Annotated in this window: 14 protein-coding genes; 1 reads left to right on the top strand and 13 read right to left on the bottom strand. The window is 66.6% G+C overall.

Annotated features, from left to right (window positions below; translation table 11 throughout):
- Window positions 1-145: 145 nt before the first annotated feature.
- From RTX79_RS17355 to lpxD, 5 genes are read right to left on the bottom strand one after another with little or no spacing between them, the layout of a single operon-like run.
- Window positions 146-823 (bottom strand): ribonuclease HII, encoded by a 678-nt coding sequence (locus tag RTX79_RS17355; protein ID WP_312685032.1) that lies wholly within the window; start codon window positions 821-823, stop codon window positions 146-148.
- The gene (lpxB, locus tag RTX79_RS17350; RefSeq protein ID WP_057507848.1) at window positions 820-2,067 is read right to left on the bottom strand and encodes a lipid-A-disaccharide synthase; all 1,248 of its coding nucleotides are present in this window, start codon (window positions 2,065-2,067) and stop codon (window positions 820-822) included. The genes RTX79_RS17355 and lpxB overlap by 4 nt, the downstream gene beginning before the upstream one ends.
- Window positions 2,064-2,855, bottom strand: coding sequence for an acyl-ACP--UDP-N-acetylglucosamine O-acyltransferase (gene lpxA / locus RTX79_RS17345; protein WP_057507849.1), 792 nt, complete (start codon window positions 2,853-2,855; stop codon window positions 2,064-2,066). The genes lpxB and lpxA overlap by 4 nt, the downstream gene beginning before the upstream one ends.
- A gap of 19 nt (window positions 2,856-2,874) precedes the next feature.
- Window positions 2,875-3,330, bottom strand: a complete 456-nt coding sequence (gene fabZ, locus RTX79_RS17340) for a 3-hydroxyacyl-ACP dehydratase FabZ (protein WP_057507850.1) — start codon at window positions 3,328-3,330, stop codon at window positions 2,875-2,877.
- Window positions 3,327-4,349 (bottom strand): UDP-3-O-(3-hydroxymyristoyl)glucosamine N-acyltransferase, encoded by a 1,023-nt coding sequence (gene lpxD, locus RTX79_RS17335; RefSeq protein WP_123699466.1) that lies wholly within the window; start codon window positions 4,347-4,349, stop codon window positions 3,327-3,329. The genes fabZ and lpxD overlap by 4 nt, the downstream gene beginning before the upstream one ends.
- Window positions 4,350-4,614: 265 nt before the next feature.
- Here lpxD and RTX79_RS17330 point away from each other — a divergent pair, with 265 nt between their 5' ends.
- Window positions 4,615-5,181 carry a hypothetical protein gene (locus tag RTX79_RS17330; RefSeq protein WP_312685028.1) on the top strand — a complete coding sequence of 189 codons (567 nt, stop codon included), beginning with the start codon at window positions 4,615-4,617 and terminating at the stop codon, window positions 5,179-5,181.
- A 222-nt stretch (window positions 5,182-5,403) separates the two neighbouring features.
- Here RTX79_RS17330 and bamA read toward each other — a convergent pair whose 3' ends face one another.
- The 8 genes from bamA to RTX79_RS17290 form a co-directional block, all read right to left on the bottom strand.
- Entirely contained in the window at window positions 5,404-7,764 is a 2,361-nt protein-coding gene (bamA, locus tag RTX79_RS17325; RefSeq protein ID WP_312685026.1) for an outer membrane protein assembly factor BamA, read from the bottom strand.
- Window positions 7,765-7,859: 95 nt separating this feature from the next.
- Window positions 7,860-9,218 carry an RIP metalloprotease RseP gene (gene rseP, locus RTX79_RS17320; RefSeq protein WP_057507853.1) on the bottom strand — a complete coding sequence of 453 codons (1,359 nt, stop codon included), beginning with the start codon at window positions 9,216-9,218 and terminating at the stop codon, window positions 7,860-7,862.
- A 34-nt stretch (window positions 9,219-9,252) separates the two neighbouring features.
- Window positions 9,253-10,443, bottom strand: a complete 1,191-nt coding sequence (gene dxr, locus RTX79_RS17315) for a 1-deoxy-D-xylulose-5-phosphate reductoisomerase (RefSeq protein ID WP_312685023.1) — start codon at window positions 10,441-10,443, stop codon at window positions 9,253-9,255.
- Between the two features lie 2 nt (window positions 10,444-10,445).
- On the bottom strand, window positions 10,446-11,288 hold the full coding sequence (locus RTX79_RS17310) for a phosphatidate cytidylyltransferase (protein WP_057507855.1): 843 nt from the start codon (window positions 11,286-11,288) through the stop codon (window positions 10,446-10,448).
- The gene (gene uppS / locus RTX79_RS17305) at window positions 11,285-12,061 is read right to left on the bottom strand and encodes a polyprenyl diphosphate synthase (RefSeq protein ID WP_428696033.1); all 777 of its coding nucleotides are present in this window, start codon (window positions 12,059-12,061) and stop codon (window positions 11,285-11,287) included. The genes RTX79_RS17310 and uppS overlap by 4 nt, the downstream gene beginning before the upstream one ends.
- Window positions 12,058-12,615, bottom strand: a complete 558-nt coding sequence (gene frr / locus RTX79_RS17300; RefSeq protein WP_057507857.1) for a ribosome recycling factor — start codon at window positions 12,613-12,615, stop codon at window positions 12,058-12,060. Before frr ends, uppS begins: the two co-directional genes overlap by 4 nt.
- Window positions 12,616-12,705: 90 nt before the next feature.
- On the bottom strand, window positions 12,706-13,437 hold the full coding sequence (pyrH, locus tag RTX79_RS17295; RefSeq protein WP_057507858.1) for a UMP kinase: 732 nt from the start codon (window positions 13,435-13,437) through the stop codon (window positions 12,706-12,708).
- A gap of 122 nt (window positions 13,438-13,559) precedes the next feature.
- Entirely contained in the window at window positions 13,560-15,098 is a 1,539-nt protein-coding gene (locus tag RTX79_RS17290) for a sensor domain-containing diguanylate cyclase (RefSeq protein ID WP_057507859.1), read from the bottom strand.
- Between the last annotated feature and the right edge of the window lie 5 nt (window positions 15,099-15,103).

The raw sequence follows: 15,103 nt of genomic DNA, 5'->3' as shown, positions 1-15,103 counted from the left end.
TGTGCGGGGCCTTGAGCGGCAGGAGCCGCGAAGAGCTACATGGACGTACTTGCGCGTGCCCCGCATAGCCTCCCCGCCCGGCCCACCCCCAACTGCAGCTTCAAACAACAGCCACCCGCGAGGGGGTCTCACCCGTTCGCCCAACTCACAGCGCCAGCGCCATCTCCACAGGCACCGCAACCGGCACCGCCAGGCACTCCCGCACCGGCGCGAAACTGCGTCGGTGCTCCACGCACGGGCCGTGCTCGCGCAACGCCGCCAGGTGCGCCGGCGTGCCATACCCCTTGTGCTGGTCGAAGCCGAAATGCGGGTACTGCGCATGCACCTGCTGCATGTAACGGTCGCGGCTGACCTTGGCCAGGATCGAGGCGGCCATGATCGCGCGGTCGATGGCATCGCCGCCGATCAACGCCTCGCCCGGCAGCACCAGGCCCTTGGGCACTACGTTGCCGTCGATACGTGCCAAATCGGCCACGTGGGCCACCGCAGCCACCACCTCGCGCATGCCCTGCAGGGTGGCCTGGTAGATGTTCAGCCGATCCACGGTGGGCGCATCCACCAGCACGACATGGAAGGCCAGCGCACGCTCGATGATGCGGTCGTACAGCTGGTCGCGGCGGGCGGCGGTCAGCTGTTTTGAATCATCCAGTCCGTTGATGCGCGGCCGTGCCGGGTTGAAGACCACCGCGGCCACTGCAACGGGACCGGCCAGCGGGCCGCGACCGGCTTCGTCCACCCCGGCGATGCGCTGCACCGCCACCGGTGCCGGACCGCCTGCGCCGAACAGCGCCAGCGTGGCGGCGGCAGCGCCGCGACGGCTCACGAAGCCACCGCCCCGCGTGCGACCAGTTCGGCTACGGCGTCGGCGGCGCGTGCCGACGCATCGCGGCGCAGGACACCGTGCAGCTGCTCGTAGGTGGCCTGCAGGTCGATGATCTTCTGCGGGTGGTCGAACCACTGCTGGATCGCCGCGGCCAGCTTTTCCGGCACGCAGTCGTGCTGCATCAGTTCCGGCGCCAGGTCCTTGTTGGCCAGGATGTTGGGCAGGGCATAGCGGTCCACCTTGAGCAGGCCGAGTGCCTTGACCAGCCGGTAGGTCAGCTCGTTGACCCGGTAGCCCACCACCATCGGGCGCTTCACCAGCATCGCTTCCAGGGTGGCGGTACCGGAGGCGAGCACCACCACGTCGGCGGCGATCATCGCCATGCGCGCCTGGCCATCCAGCACATGCGAATGCGCGACCGGCAGGGCCGAGCCGGAGAGTTGCTGGTCGATCAATGCACGGCAGGCCGCATTGGCTGCCGGCACTACCACGTGCAGGCCCGGGATGCGTTCGCATACCTGCCAGGCCGCCTCGAAGAACGGTTCGCCGAGCCGGCTGATTTCACCCAGCCGGCTGCCGGGCAGCACCGCCAGCACCTTGGCGTTGGAAGGCAGGCCCAGCGCCGCGCGCGCCTGCTCGCGGTCCACGTGCAGGGGAATGTCATCGGCCATCGGATGGCCGACGAAACGCGCATCGATCCCGTGCCGGGCGTAGATCGGCGGTTCCATCGGAAACAGGCACAGCACCAGGTCGGCGCTGGCGCCGATCTTCTCGGCGCGCTTCTCGCGCCAGGCCCACACCGAGGGGCTGACGTAGTGCACGGTGCGGATGCCACGCTGCTTCAGCCAGCGCTCCACGGGCAGGTTGAAATCAGGGGCGTCGATGCCGATGAACACGTCCGGCTGCCATTCCAGCACGCGCTGGCGGAACTGTGCGCGCAGCTTCAACAGGCGTGGCAGGTGCCGCAGTACTTCGGTCAGGCCCATCACTGCCAGCTCGCTGGCATCGAACCAGGTCTGGCAGCCGGCACCGCGCATGCTGTCGCCGCCGATGCCGGCGAATTCGGCATTCGGGAAACGGGCCTTCAGCTCGCTCACCAACCCCGCACCCAGCAGATCGCCGGAGGCTTCGCCGGCCACCAGCGCAACGCGCAGCGGCCGCGGATCCACGCGCGCCGGCAGGCTGGCGTTGTGCACGCGGAGCGGGATGACCGCAGCGGTCGGCGGCAGCGGCGCAGGATTCATCGCAGCAGCGGCCGCTCGGCCTGCTCGATGAATGCCAGCAGCTCGGCCACGTCCTCGCTGCTGCGGGCCTGTTCGGCCAGCTGGACCTTGGCTTCGGCCAGCGGCAGGCCGGCCACGTACAGGGTGCGGTAGGCGCGCTTGATGCTGGCGATGCGCTCGGCATCGAAACCGCGGCGCTTGAGGCCTTCGCTGTTGATGCCGCGCGGGCGGCCGAGCGAATCACTTCCCACCATGGTGAACGGCGGCACGTCGCCATTGGTCAACGCGCCCATGCCAAGGAACGCATGCGCGCCGATCCGGCAGAACTGGTGCGCACCGGCGAAACCGCTGATGATCACGTGGTCGCCCACGGTCACATGGCCGGCCAGCGTGGTGTTGTTGGAAAACACGCAGTGGTTGCCCACGTGGCAGTCATGCGCCACGTGCGTGTAGGCCAGCATCCAGTTGTCGTTGCCGATCGTGGTGATGCCACCGCCGCCGCCGGTGCCGCGGTTGAGGGTGACGAACTCACGGAACACGTTGCGGTCGCCGATCACCAGTTCGGTGCGCTCGCCCGCGTACTTCTTGTCCTGCGGTTCACCGCCCACCGCCACGTGGCTGATGAAGCGGTTGTCGCGGCCGATCCGGGTGGGACCGTGCACGCTGCAGTGCGGCCCGATCTCGGTGTTTTCGCCGATTTCGACATCGGCGCCGATCAGGGTGAAGGCGCCCACGCGGACGCCGTCGGCGAGTTTCGCCGACGGATCGATCACGGCCGTGGGGTGGATCAACGGAGCGTGTCCGCTCATCGGTGGTCCTCCTGTTGGGTTATTCGCGGGTGCCGGCACACATGACTTCGGCGCACGCGACGATCTTGCCGTCGACGAAGGCCTTGCAGTCGTACACCGCCATGTTGCGGATCACGCGCTTGATCTCCACGTGCATTTCCAGCACATCGCCGGGGACGACCTTGTCACTGAAGCGGACGTTGTCGACCTTCACCATGTAGAACAGCTTGGACTGTGCATCGCGGCCCAGGGTGAGCTGGGTCAGCACGCCACCGGCCTGGGCCATGGCTTCGATGATGAGCACGCCGGGCATGATCGGCTGTTCCGGGAAATGCCCCTGGAAAAACGGCTCGTTGATGCTGACGTTCTTGCGCGCCACGATCCTGCGGTTCTCGAAGTCGAGCGATACGACCTTGTCCACCAGCAGGAAAGGGTAGCGGTGCGGGATCAATGCCCGGATCTGGGCGATGTCCGGCAGGGTCTGTTCCTGGCTCATTCCTTCTCCTTGCTCACAGACAGGATGCGACGGGCCAGCGCATCGAGCTGTTTGAAGCGCGCGGCGTTCTTGCGCCACGTGCGGTTGTCGGTCAACGGGGTGCCGGACGAGTATTCGCCTGGCTCGGTAATCGAGTTGCGGACCACCGACTTGCCGGTGATCACGACCTTGTCGCAGATTTCCAGGTGGCCGACCACGCCCACCGCACCGCCCAGCAGGCAGTAGCGGCCGATCTTGGCGCTGCCGGCGATGCCGGTGCAGCCGGCGATCGCCGAATGCGCGCCGATCTGCACGTTGTGGGCGATCTGCACCAGGTTGTCCAGGCGCACGTCTTCGGCCAGCACGGTGTCCTCCAGCGCGCCGCGGTCCACGCAGGTATTGGCGCCGATCTCGCAGTCGTCGCCGATCCGCACGCCGCCCAGCTGCGGCACCTTGATCCACTTGCCGGCGTCCATCGCCAGGCCGAAGCCATCGGCGCCCAGCACCGCGCCGGGATGGATGCGCACGCGCTTGCCCAGCTTGACCCGGGTGACCAGGGTGACCCGGGCGATCAGTTCGCAGCCGCTGTCCAGCGTGCAGTCTTCGCCGATCACGCTGCCGGCGCCGATGATGCAGTTCTCGCCGACCACGCTGCGCTCGCCGATGGTGACGAACGGGCCGACATGGGCGCTGGCGGCCACCTGCGCGCTGGGGTCGATGACCGCGCTGGGGTGGATGCCGGGCGCGCGCGTGGGTGCCACGTCGAACAGGGCGGCGATGCGGGCGAAGGTGTTGTAGGGATCCTTGGCCACCAGCGCCGTGCCGGGCGCGGCTTCGGCGTCGTCGGCGCGCAGCACCACGATGCCGGCCTGGCTGTCGGCCAGCTGCGCGCGGTAGCGCGGGTTGGCCAGGAAGGTGAGCTGGCCGGGTCCGGCATGGGCCAGCGTTGCCACGCCACCAATGGAGGTGGAGGCATCGCCATGGACCTGCAGGCCGAACTGCTCGGCGAGTTGCTGGGCGGTGTAGGTAGGAGTATTCACGCGGGGAGTTTACCGCGTGCCGTGACAGCGGTCATGTTGCCGACGATCCGGCTGGCCGCGTCCCCGGTGGATCCAGGCCTCTGGCCGGGACGCTTCTCCGTGAAGCCTCGCCAGCGATGCCCACCATCCAGACGTCACCGCGCGGCAGTCCTCACTGCTTTGCGCGCTATTTGAAGGCGTGCCGGAGGTCCGCCACCTAGGCTCGGCTGTGGGCATGACGCTCACATCGGAGCAACTGCTCCGCCTTTTGTTGGAAGGAGTAAACATGAAGAAGGTTTTGACGCTGGCCTTGGTGGTTCCATTGTTCTCATTGGCCGGTAGCGCTTGGGCACAGGATTCGAATCGTGTCGGCGTGGCAGAGCTGCTAGTGGAGGCAGCTGCCATTGAGTCGAGCGATTCTGCCACCTTGGCGCTGCCCGAGGGGGTGACTCTCCGGGAGATCATTCGCATGTATCGGTCAAAGACCGGGACGCACTCGACCAATTTCTACTGGCCTGAAAATTGGCACATGCGCGGATGGCGGCTCGAAGGCACACTTGGGTTTCTTTCGGCGACGCCCTTTGAGAACAGTACACCTCTTTACTCCTGCAACGGACCGGGAAATTGGAACTATTTCACCTCGCCAGATTCGAACTGTGAGGGGCAATATGCACCCGAGCAGTCCTTCATAGGTCATATTTCCACGATGGAGCTTCCAGGCACAGTGCCACTTTACCGGTGTGTCGTGCGTTGGAAGGGTAGAGATTGGCGGCACCTTGACACGCCTGCTGCTGACTGCGAGGGCAACGCGTCGGCAGTGAATGACGGCATTCTCGGCTATATGTTCCTGTAGCTAGTCGGCACAGACAAAGGAACCACCAAGTAAGTCGGCATGACGCATGCCCAGTCAGTGTTGATAACTGACCGATTGCCCGCAAAGAAGCGATTTAGAATGTAGCACCGGCCATGACTTGCGGACGCATTGTGTGCTCTGGAGCAGTCGACATGGGTGGACTCTACGGAAGACAAAAAAACGCCGGGCAATGCCCGGCGTTCTTGTAGGCCTGTAGCAGCTTTAGAACTGGCCGCCGAAGGTGAACTGCAGGCGTTCGACTTCGTCCCCGTCTTCCTTCTTCAGCGGGAAGGCGTAGCTGATCGAGATAGGACCCACCGGGGCACGCCACAGCAGGGCGACACCGGTGGAGACGCGCAGTTCGTTGGCCTTGAAGTTGTCGACGCCGTTGTAGACGTTGCCGAAGTCAAGGAACGCGGACACGCGCGCCGACGGGCTGTCGAATAGGCGCGGGAAATAGGCTTCAACCGAGCCGACGGTCTTGAACGAGCCACCCAGCGGCTGGCCATTGGGATAGCCAATAGTGACCTCGCGCGGGCCCAGCGTATTGTCCTCGAAGCCGCGAACCGAGTTCGTGCCGCCTGCGTAGAAGTTCTCATAGAACGGCAGGCCGGATGCAGTGATCACCCGCTGCGTACCGTCCGACTCCGTGACCACGCGGGACTCGTCCTTGCCGTAGCTGTCGCCGTAGCCGACTTCAACACGCGTGTTGATCACCAGCGACGGGATGATCGGCCAGTACTTGCTGATCTGATAATTAAGCTTGTAGTACTCAACCGTGGATCCGGGCAGCGTGGTCTCCAGGCCCACGCGCTGGTAGGTGCCGCGGGTCGGCATGAAATAATCGTTGCGCGAATCGCGCGCCCAGCCCAGCTCGGTGCGCCAAGCATGGAAGGTCTTGCGGCCCACCGCATTGATGTAATCAACGATTGATTTCGGCGTCGCGCCGTAGGTCTGGATCTGGTTGCTATCAATACCGAACATCAACGAAACCGTATCGGTCTCGGTGATCGGCACGCCGAACACCATCTGCGCCGCACCGTTGGTGCTGTTGTACTGCGCGGTATTGAAGTCGGAGTAGTCCAGTTCGCGCCAGGACAGGTTGTAGCCCAGCGACACGCCGTCATCGGTGAAGTACGGGTTGGTGTAGCTGAAGCCGTAACGCTGCAGGTAGCTGCTGCGCGATGCTTCCACCGACACGCGGTTGCCGCCGCCGAGGAAGTTGTTCTGCGACAGCTGCACCGAGGTGGTCATGCCGTAGGACTGCGAGTAGCCCAGGCCGAACACGAAGCTTCCCGAGGTGGTTTCCTTGACGTTGTACACAACGTCGACCTGGTCGTTGCTGCCGGTGACCGCCGGGGTTTCCACTTCCACCGCCTCGAAGTAACCCAGGCGCTGCAGGCGGATCTTGGAACGGTCGATGGCGGCCTGCGAGTACCAGCTGTTCTCGAACTGGCGCATTTCACGGCGCAGCACTTCGTCGGACGTGCGGGTATTGCCGCGGAACACGATCTGGCGGACCGAAACGCGCGGGCCGGGGACGACCTGCATGTTGATCGCCACGGTGCGGTCGGCACGGTTGCTGGTCGGGATCGGGTTCACCTTGGCGAACGCATAACCGATGTTGGCCAGCGAATTGGTGATGCTGTTGCTGCTGAATTCCAGCAGCGCGCGCGAGAAGGTGTCGCCGGCCTTCTGGATGACCATGCGCTCGACGTCTTCCTGTGGCAGCACCGTATCGCCGCTGACCTTGATCTCGGAAATCTTGTACTGCTCGCCTTCGGTGACGCCGGCGCTGATGAACATGTCGCGCTTGTCGGGGCTGATCGACACCTGGGTGGAGTCGATGCTGAAGTCCACGTAGCCGCGGTCCAGGTACCAGGAATTGAGCTTTTCCAGGTCGCCGGACATCTTTTCCTTGGAGTACTGGTCATCGCGGCGATACCACGAGGCCCAGTTGTGTTCCTTCGACTCCCAGGTGTCCAGGATGTCCTCGGCTTCGAACTTCTCGGTGCCGATCAGGTTGACGTGGCGGATCTTGGCCGCCTTGCCTTCCTTGATGGTGATCGCGATGTCCACGCGGTTGCGGTCCAGCGGGCTCACCACCGGGGTGATTTCCACGTTGTACTTGCCGCGGTCGTTGTACTGGCGACGAAGCTCCTGGGTCACCCGGTCCAGGCTGAGCCGGTCGAAGGTGCCGCCTTCGCTCAGGCCGATGTCGCTCAGGCCCTTCAGCAGCTGGTCGGACTTGATGTCCTTGTTGCCGGTGACGGTGAGCTTGTTGATGGCCGGGCGTTCCTTGACCGTGACCACCAGGATGTCGCCCTGCCGGTCCAGCTGCACGTCTTCGAAGAAGCCGGTCTTGTACAGGGCGCGGATGGTTTCACTGATCTTGGCGTCGGTCAGGGCCTGGCCGCGTTCCACCGGAAGGTAGGTGAACACGGTACCGGAGCTGATCCGCTGCAGGCCGTCAACGCGGATGTCGCTGACCGTGAAGGGGGCGGCAGCCTGGGCCAGTGCGGGGGCGCCGATGCCAACAGCGAGGGCGAGGGCCAGCAGGCGGCGGTTCGGGAGTCGCGTCATGTCACGTCCGGTTGAGGTCGATTGCGTGTTGCGGGATGCGGGATGCCGACGTGTAGACGGCGACAGCAGGAAAAAGTTCATCAAGGAGCCCAGGTTCATCGGGTGACCAGGCCAAGGATGTCGTTGTAGAACGCCAATCCCATCAGCCCTGCCAGCAGCGCCAGGCCAACGAACTGCCCGGCGGCCATGGCGCGCTCACTGAGCGGGCTGCCCTTGACCAACTCGATAAGGTAATACAGCAGGTGCCCTCCGTCCAAGACGGGGATGGGCAACAGGTTGATGATGCACAGGCTCAGCGACAGCAGGGCCAGGAACTGGAGGAACCAATCCAGCCCGCGCTGCGCGGAAACATTGGCCACCCGGGCGATGGTGACCGGGCCGGAAACGTTCTGCAGCGAGGCGCTGCCGGTGACGATCCGGCGCATCATGCCCAGCGAATCGGCGGCCATGCGCCCGGTTTCCCGGATGGCCACGGGCACGGCGGCAAAGGCGCCGTACTTCAGTACGGTGTCGTAGGCCGGGGCATGGGACTCGGAAAAACCAATGCCGAGCTGCCAGATGGGCTGCCGGTTGCCGTCCAGGCCCTGCCGGGGGGTGACTTCCAGTGCCAGCCGCTCGCCGCCGCGCAGCACGTCGATCATCCCGGCACCGCCGCGCTTGCCCAACGCCTGTACGGCCGGGTACACCTGGTCGGCGGCATCGATGCGCTCGCCGTCCACCGCCACGATCAGGTCGCCGGGCTGCAACACCCCGCGCACCGCGGAGTCGTCCACCAGCCGGTCCACCAGCGCCGGCTGCAGCCAGAACTGCCAGTTGACCCCGGCCAGCGGGGCGACCCGCCGTTCGTCGAAGCCGGCCGGCAGCTGGGACAGCGGCAGCACGCGCTGGTGCTGGCGTTCCTGGGCGTCGACCACCTGCAGGGTGACATCGTGGCGGTCCATGGCGGCGGCGGTCAGCGCCATGCTGGCTTCGCCGACGGTGGCCACGCTGCGGCCATCCACCGACAGGATGCGCTCGCCGCCCTGCAGGCCGGCGGCCTGGGCCATGCCGGTCGCCCGGCCGACGGTGGCGGAATAATCCTGCTTGCCGATCACGAACATCGCCCACAGCAGCAGCATGCACAGCAGCAGGTTGGCCAGCGGACCGGCCGCCACCACCGCGATGCGCTGCCAGACGGTCTTGTGGTTGAAGGCCTGTCCACGCTCGTGGGGGTGCACCTCCACCTCGCGCTCGTCCAGCATCTTCACGTAGCCACCGAGCGGAATGGCGGCGATGGCGAATTCGGTGCCATGGCGGTCGCGGCGCGACCACAGCGGTTTGCCGAAGCCCACCGAGAAACGCAGCACCTTGACCCCGCAGCGGCGCGCAACCCAGTAGTGCCCGAACTCGTGGATGGTCACGAGCAGGCCCAGGCTGACGATCATCCACCATACCGATCCGAGGAACTCAGTCATGGCAGCGCACGGCGGTGGTGGCGGGGCAGGGCATTCAGAGGGCTTCGATGGCAGTCCGGGTGAGCAGGCGGGCACGCTGGTCGGCGGCGAGCAGGCCGCCCAGTGTATCGGCAGGCTCGACCGGCAGTGTTGACAGAGCGTTATCCACAAGCGCGGGAATGGTCAGGAAGCCTATCCTTCCCTGAAGAAACGCTGAAACGGCTTCTTCATTGGCGGCATTGAGGACGGCCGCGGCAGTGCCACCGGCCTGCATCGCCTGCCAGGCCAGCGCCAGGCACGGGAACGCATCGGTGTCGGGGGCTTCGAAATCGAGACGTCCCTGCAGCAGCAGGTCCAGCCCGCCGACTCCGGCGTCGATCCGCTGCGGCCAGCCCAGGCCCACGGCCAGCGTGGTGCGCATGTCCGGCAGGCCCATCTGGGCCAGGGTGGAGCCATCGATGAACTCGACCAGCGAATGGACCAGGCTCTGCGGGTGTACCAGCACCTCGATCCGCGCGGCCGGGACGTTGAACAGGTGGTGGGCTTCGATGACTTCCAGCCCCTTGTTCATCAGGGTGGCCGAATCCACCGAGATCTTCGGGCCCATCGACCATTTCGGATGGGCCACGGCCTGCGCCGGGGTCACCTGTTCCAGTTCGGCGCGACTGCGGCCACGGAACGGGCCACCGGACGCGGTCAGCAGGATGCGGCGTACGCCTGCGCCTTCCAGGCTGGCATCGCGCGAGCGCAGGCACTGGAAGATGGCGCTGTGTTCGCTGTCGATCGGGATGATCTCCGCGCCGGCCTGCTGCGCGGTGTGCATCAGCAGCTCGCCGGCCAGCACCAGCGATTCCTTGTTGGCCAGCAGGATCCGCTTGCCTGCCGCAGCGGCGGCGAGCGTGGAGGACAGCCCGGCGGCACCGACGATCGCGGCGATCACGGTATCGCAGTCATCGCCGGCGGCCAGCGCGTCCAGCGCGGCGCTGCCGGCGTGCGCGGCGGTGCCCAGCCCGGCCTCGCGCAGGCCATCGCGCAGGCACGCGTACAGCGCCTCATCGGCAATGACCGCGTGCAGCGGACGGTGGACACGGCACAGCGCGATGAGCGCATCGACCTGGGTGCCGGCGGCCAGCACGGTCGGCTGGAAGCGGTCCGGGTGGCGCGCGATGACGTCCAGCGACGATGCGCCGATCGAGCCGGTGGCGCCGAACACGGCGACACGGCGCAGGGCAGGGGCAGCATGCATGGTCAGAGTCCGAAGATTTCCTTGCCGATGGCAAACACCGGCAATGCGGCCAGTACGCCGTCGACGCGGTCCAGCACGCCGCCATGGCCGGGAATGATGTGGCCCGAATCCTTGGCGCCAGCGTGGCGCTTGAGCAGGCTCTCGAACAGGTCACCAAGCACCGAGGCGAACACCGCCACCACGGTCACCAGCAGCAGCCAGGGCAGCTGCGCGGGGGTGACCAGCTGCCAGGCATCCACGCCGAAACCGAGGCCGAACACGGTGGCCACCAGCAGGCCGGCGAGCAGCCCGCCGAACAGGCCTTCCCAGGTCTTGTTGGGGCTGATGCGCGGGGCCAGCTTGTGCCTGCCGAAGGTGCGGCCGGCGAAATAGGCGCCCGAATCGGCGGCCCAGACCACGGCCAGCGCGGTCAGCAGCCACAGGTGGCCCTGGTCGCTGGACGCATGCAGCAGCACCAGCGAGGCCCACGCAGGCAGGATCGCCAGGGTGCCGGCAAGCAGCTTGAGGGCGCGCGCCGGACTGTCCGGCTGCGCACCGAAATTGAAGAAGCGCAGCCACAGCAGGGCCAGCAGCCACCAGCCGACGCCGACCAGCGCGGCCACGCGGAACAGGAACAGCGAGGCGTCGCGGTCCCAGACCACCAGCACCATCAGCACCAGGTTGAGCAGCAGCAGGGTGGTACGGGCCAGCGTATCTTCCACGCCGGCCAGCTTCAGCCATTCCCACAGGCCGATCAGGAACACCGCGGCAGCGGCGGCGGCCAGCCATTGGCTGGGCAGCAGCAGGATCGCGGCAATGGCCGCCGGCGCCATGATCAGCGCGGCGAGGACTCGGGTCTTGGTCATGGGCTGGACGTCTCGGTGGCCAGGGCAGCGATCTGGGCACTGGTCAGGCCGAAACGGCGCTCCCGCCCGGCGTAGGTGTCCAGCGCGCGCTGCAGCTGGTCGGTATCGAAGTCCGGCCACAATACATCGGTGAACCAGAGTTCGGTGTAGGCCAGCTGCCACAGCAGGAAGTTGCTGATGCGGGTGTCGCCACCGGTGCGGATGAACAGGTCCGGGGCCGGCATGTCGGCCAGCGCCACGTGGCTGCCCAGCAGGTCTTCGTCGATCTGTTCGGGCAACAGGCGGCCGGCGGCCACTTGCTGGGCCAGCGTACGCGCGGCGCGCGCGATGTCCTGGCGGCCGCCGTAGCTGGCGGCGATGGACAGGGTCATCGCGGTGTTGTCCACGGTGCGCTGTTCGGCCAGCTGCATGCGGCTGACCAGCGAGGCGCCGAAGCGCTCGCGTTCGCCGATGAAGCGCACGCGCACGCCACGCCGGTGCAGTTCGTCCACTTCGCGATCCAGCGCGTGCAGGAACAGCTTCATCAGCGCCTGTACTTCGTCATCCGGGCGGCCCCAGTTTTCGCTGGAAAACGCGAACAGGGTCAGTGCCGGGATGCCCAGTTCCAGGCAGCGGTCGATGGTGCGGTTGACCGCGCGTGCGCCGGCACGGTGGCCGATCATGCGCGGACGGCGGCGCTGCTGTGCCCAACGCCCGTTGCCATCCATGATGATGGCAACGTGGCGCGGCAGCGCGCTGGGCAGCGGGGGCGGGGCTGAAGGCATCGGCTTCAGACCGCCATCAGTTCCTTTTCTTTTTCCGCAACGACCTTGTCCACGTCCTTGATGCTGTTGTCGGTCAGCTTCTGGATATCGTCCTCGGCGCGCTTCTTGTCGTCCTCGGTGATTTCCTTGTCCTTGAGCAGCTTGGCCACTTCCTGGTTGGCATCACGGCGGATGTTGCGGATGGATACCTTGGTCTCCTCGCCTTCCTTGCCCACGGTCTTGGCCAGTTCCTTGCGGCGCTCTTCGGTGAGCGGCGGCAGGTTCAGGCGGATGACGGTGCCGACCACGGTCGGGGTCAGGCCCAGGTCGGAGGCGTAGATCGACTTCTCGACCGCTGAGACCAGCGACTTGTCGAACACCGAGATCACCAGCGAGCGGCCTTCGGAGACGCTGATGGTGGCCACGTTGGCCAGCGGCGACTGCGAGCCATAGGCCAGCACGGAAATGCCGTCCAGCAGCGCCGGCGAGGCGCGGCCGGTGCGGATGGTGGTCAGGGTGTGGCGCAGAGCGTCGATGCTCTTGGCCATGCGCGTCTGCGCGTTCTGCTTGATGTCGTTGAGCATCGCCCGGTCCTGGGTATTACTGGAATCGGGCGATTATAGGCGAATAGGCGCCCAGCCGGGACCGCAGGGCCCCGGTCATGCATCCGGCGCTCAGGCGGCGGGATTGCGGCCGCTGACCAGGGTGCCGATGTTCTCGCCGTGCAGGATCTTCAGCAGTTCACCCGGCTGGCCCATGTCGAACACGCGCATCGGCAGGTCGCTGTCGCGCGCCAGGGCGAAGGCCGCCGTGTCCATCACTTCCAGGCCGCGGATGATCACTTCGTCGTAGGTCAGGCTGTCGAAGCGCACCGCATCGCTGTGCTTGTTCGGATCCTTGTCGTACACGCCATCGACCTTGGTGGCTTTCAGCAGCAGGTCCGCGCCGATTTCGATGGCGCGCAGGGCGGCGCCCGAATCGGTGGTGAAGAACGGGCTGCCGACGCCGGCGGCGAAGATCACCAGGCGGCCCTTTTCCAGGTGGCGGATGGCGCGGCGGCGGATGTAGTCCTCGCACACGTCGTTTATCTTGATCGCGCTCATCACGCGGGCCTTGGCGCCGACCTTTTCCAGCGCGTCCTGCATGGCCAGCGCGTTGATCACCGTGGCCAGCATGCCCATCTGGTCGCCGGTGACGCGGTCCATGCCCCCTGCGGCCAGGCCGGCGCCGCGGAAGATGTTGCCGCCACCGATCACCAGTGCCACTTCCGCGCCGGCCTGCTGGGCTTCGACCACTTCACGGGCCAGGCGGTTGATGATCTTGGGGTCGATGCCGTAGTCCTCGTCCCCCATCAGCGCCTCCCCGGAAAGTTTCAACAGGATTCGGCGATAGGCGAGCTTGGACATGGGGGACCTCAGGGTGCGTGAATTCCCGGCAGATTCTACTGGCAAGCGAGGCGCTGCTGTAGTTATTTCGCGCAAGGCCCCGCGCCAGGCCCGTCGCACCAGCGTGTGGCCGCTGCCGTGGTTCAGGCGACGGTGGGCGTTTCCAGTGGAGGCAGCGGTACCGCGCCGTCGCCGGGAGAACGGGCGATCACCCGGTTGCGGCCGAGGTTCTTGGAGCGGTACAGCACATCGTCGGCCGCACGCAGCAGTCCCTGCACGTCGGCGAAGCGCTCATAGCCGCCCTGGGTCGCCACGCCGGCGGAGAAGGTGATGAACAGCGGCCCGCCTTCCAGCATCGCCATCGGGGTGGACACGATGCGCGCCAGCACGCGGCGGATCACATCCAGGGCGACCGATTCGGTGGTGTTGGGCAGCAGCGCGACGAACTCTTCGCCGCCGAAGCGTGCCACCGTGTCGCTGGTGCGCAGTTGCCCCTGCAGCGTGCCGGCGAACTCGCGCAGCACTTCATCGCCGGTCAGGTGGCCGTGCGCATCGTTGATCTTCTTGAAGTCGTCCAGGTCGATGAAGGCGACCGACAGCGGCCAGCCATGCCGCGTGGCGCGCAGGAATTCCTGTTCCAGCACCGCTTCCAGCTGGCGGCGGTTGAGCACGCCGGTCAGGGCATCGCGGTGGGCCTGTTCGGACAGCCGGTTGGCACGCGCTTCGAACTCGTCGGCGCGGCGCCGCGCCTGCTCGGCGTCCTGCATCTGGCGCAGGTTGCGCAGCGTGGCCAGCTCCTGCGCGTGGTCGATCAGCAGCTGCACGCGCGCCGGGGTGGTTGGCGAGGTGTCGAACAGGCTGGCGATGGTGGGCAGGGCCTCGCTGATCTGCGCCAGCACCTGGTCGAACTGCGCACTGTCCAGCTGCAGGCGCGCATGGACCTGTTCCAGCGCACGCTCGCGTGCGGCGTCCGGGTCGCTGTCCAGCCAGATGTCGGCCACCATGCCGGACAGCTGGACGCAGGCCTGGAACACGTCCTCGGACAGCGCCGTGTCTTCACTGTGGCTGATCGCTTCGCTGAGGTAGCGCGGCAGGTCCCACTGCGCGGCCATGTAGGCGCCGACCTCGGCATGGGTGCACTGCAGCTGCGCGCGTTCGGCGTCCAGCAGGGCAGCATTGCTGCCGGCATCGCGCAGCAACGGCAGGTAGGTATCCGGATGGGACTGGGCCAGGGCGAGCACGCCGATGTCCTGCAGCAGGCCGGCCAGCATCAGCTCTTCCAGCCGGCGCAGGCCGCGCGCCTGGCCGAGCTGGCTGGCGGCCAGCGCGCTGAGGATGCTGCGGCGCCAGGCGCGTTCGCGCAGGTCCTGTTCGCGGCCCCCCGGCGCGCCGACCACGCCCTGGGTGAGGGTGAAACCCAGCGCGAGGGTGAGCGTGGCATTGAGGCCCAGCATGGTCAGTGCCTGGCCGAGGTTGTCGATCCGGCGGCGGCTGGCGTACAGCGGCGAATTGGCGATGCGCAGCATGCGCGCGCTGAGCGCCATGTCGATGGCGATGATGTCGGCGGCCGTGCTGAGGTCCGCTTCGGGATCCTGGGCCAGTTCGATGATGCGCAGCGCGATGCCGGGAGGCGACGGGAGATTGCGGCAGAGCGCCAGGACAGCTGTCAGCTCGGGAGGCATATCGG

The sequence above is a fragment of the Stenotrophomonas chelatiphaga genome, assembly GCF_032054965.1.
GTDB classification, from domain to species: domain Bacteria; phylum Pseudomonadota; class Gammaproteobacteria; order Xanthomonadales; family Xanthomonadaceae; genus Stenotrophomonas; species Stenotrophomonas chelatiphaga.
The sequence above is the reverse complement of the archived record's forward strand: the minus strand, read 5'-3'. Positions and strand labels throughout refer to the sequence as shown.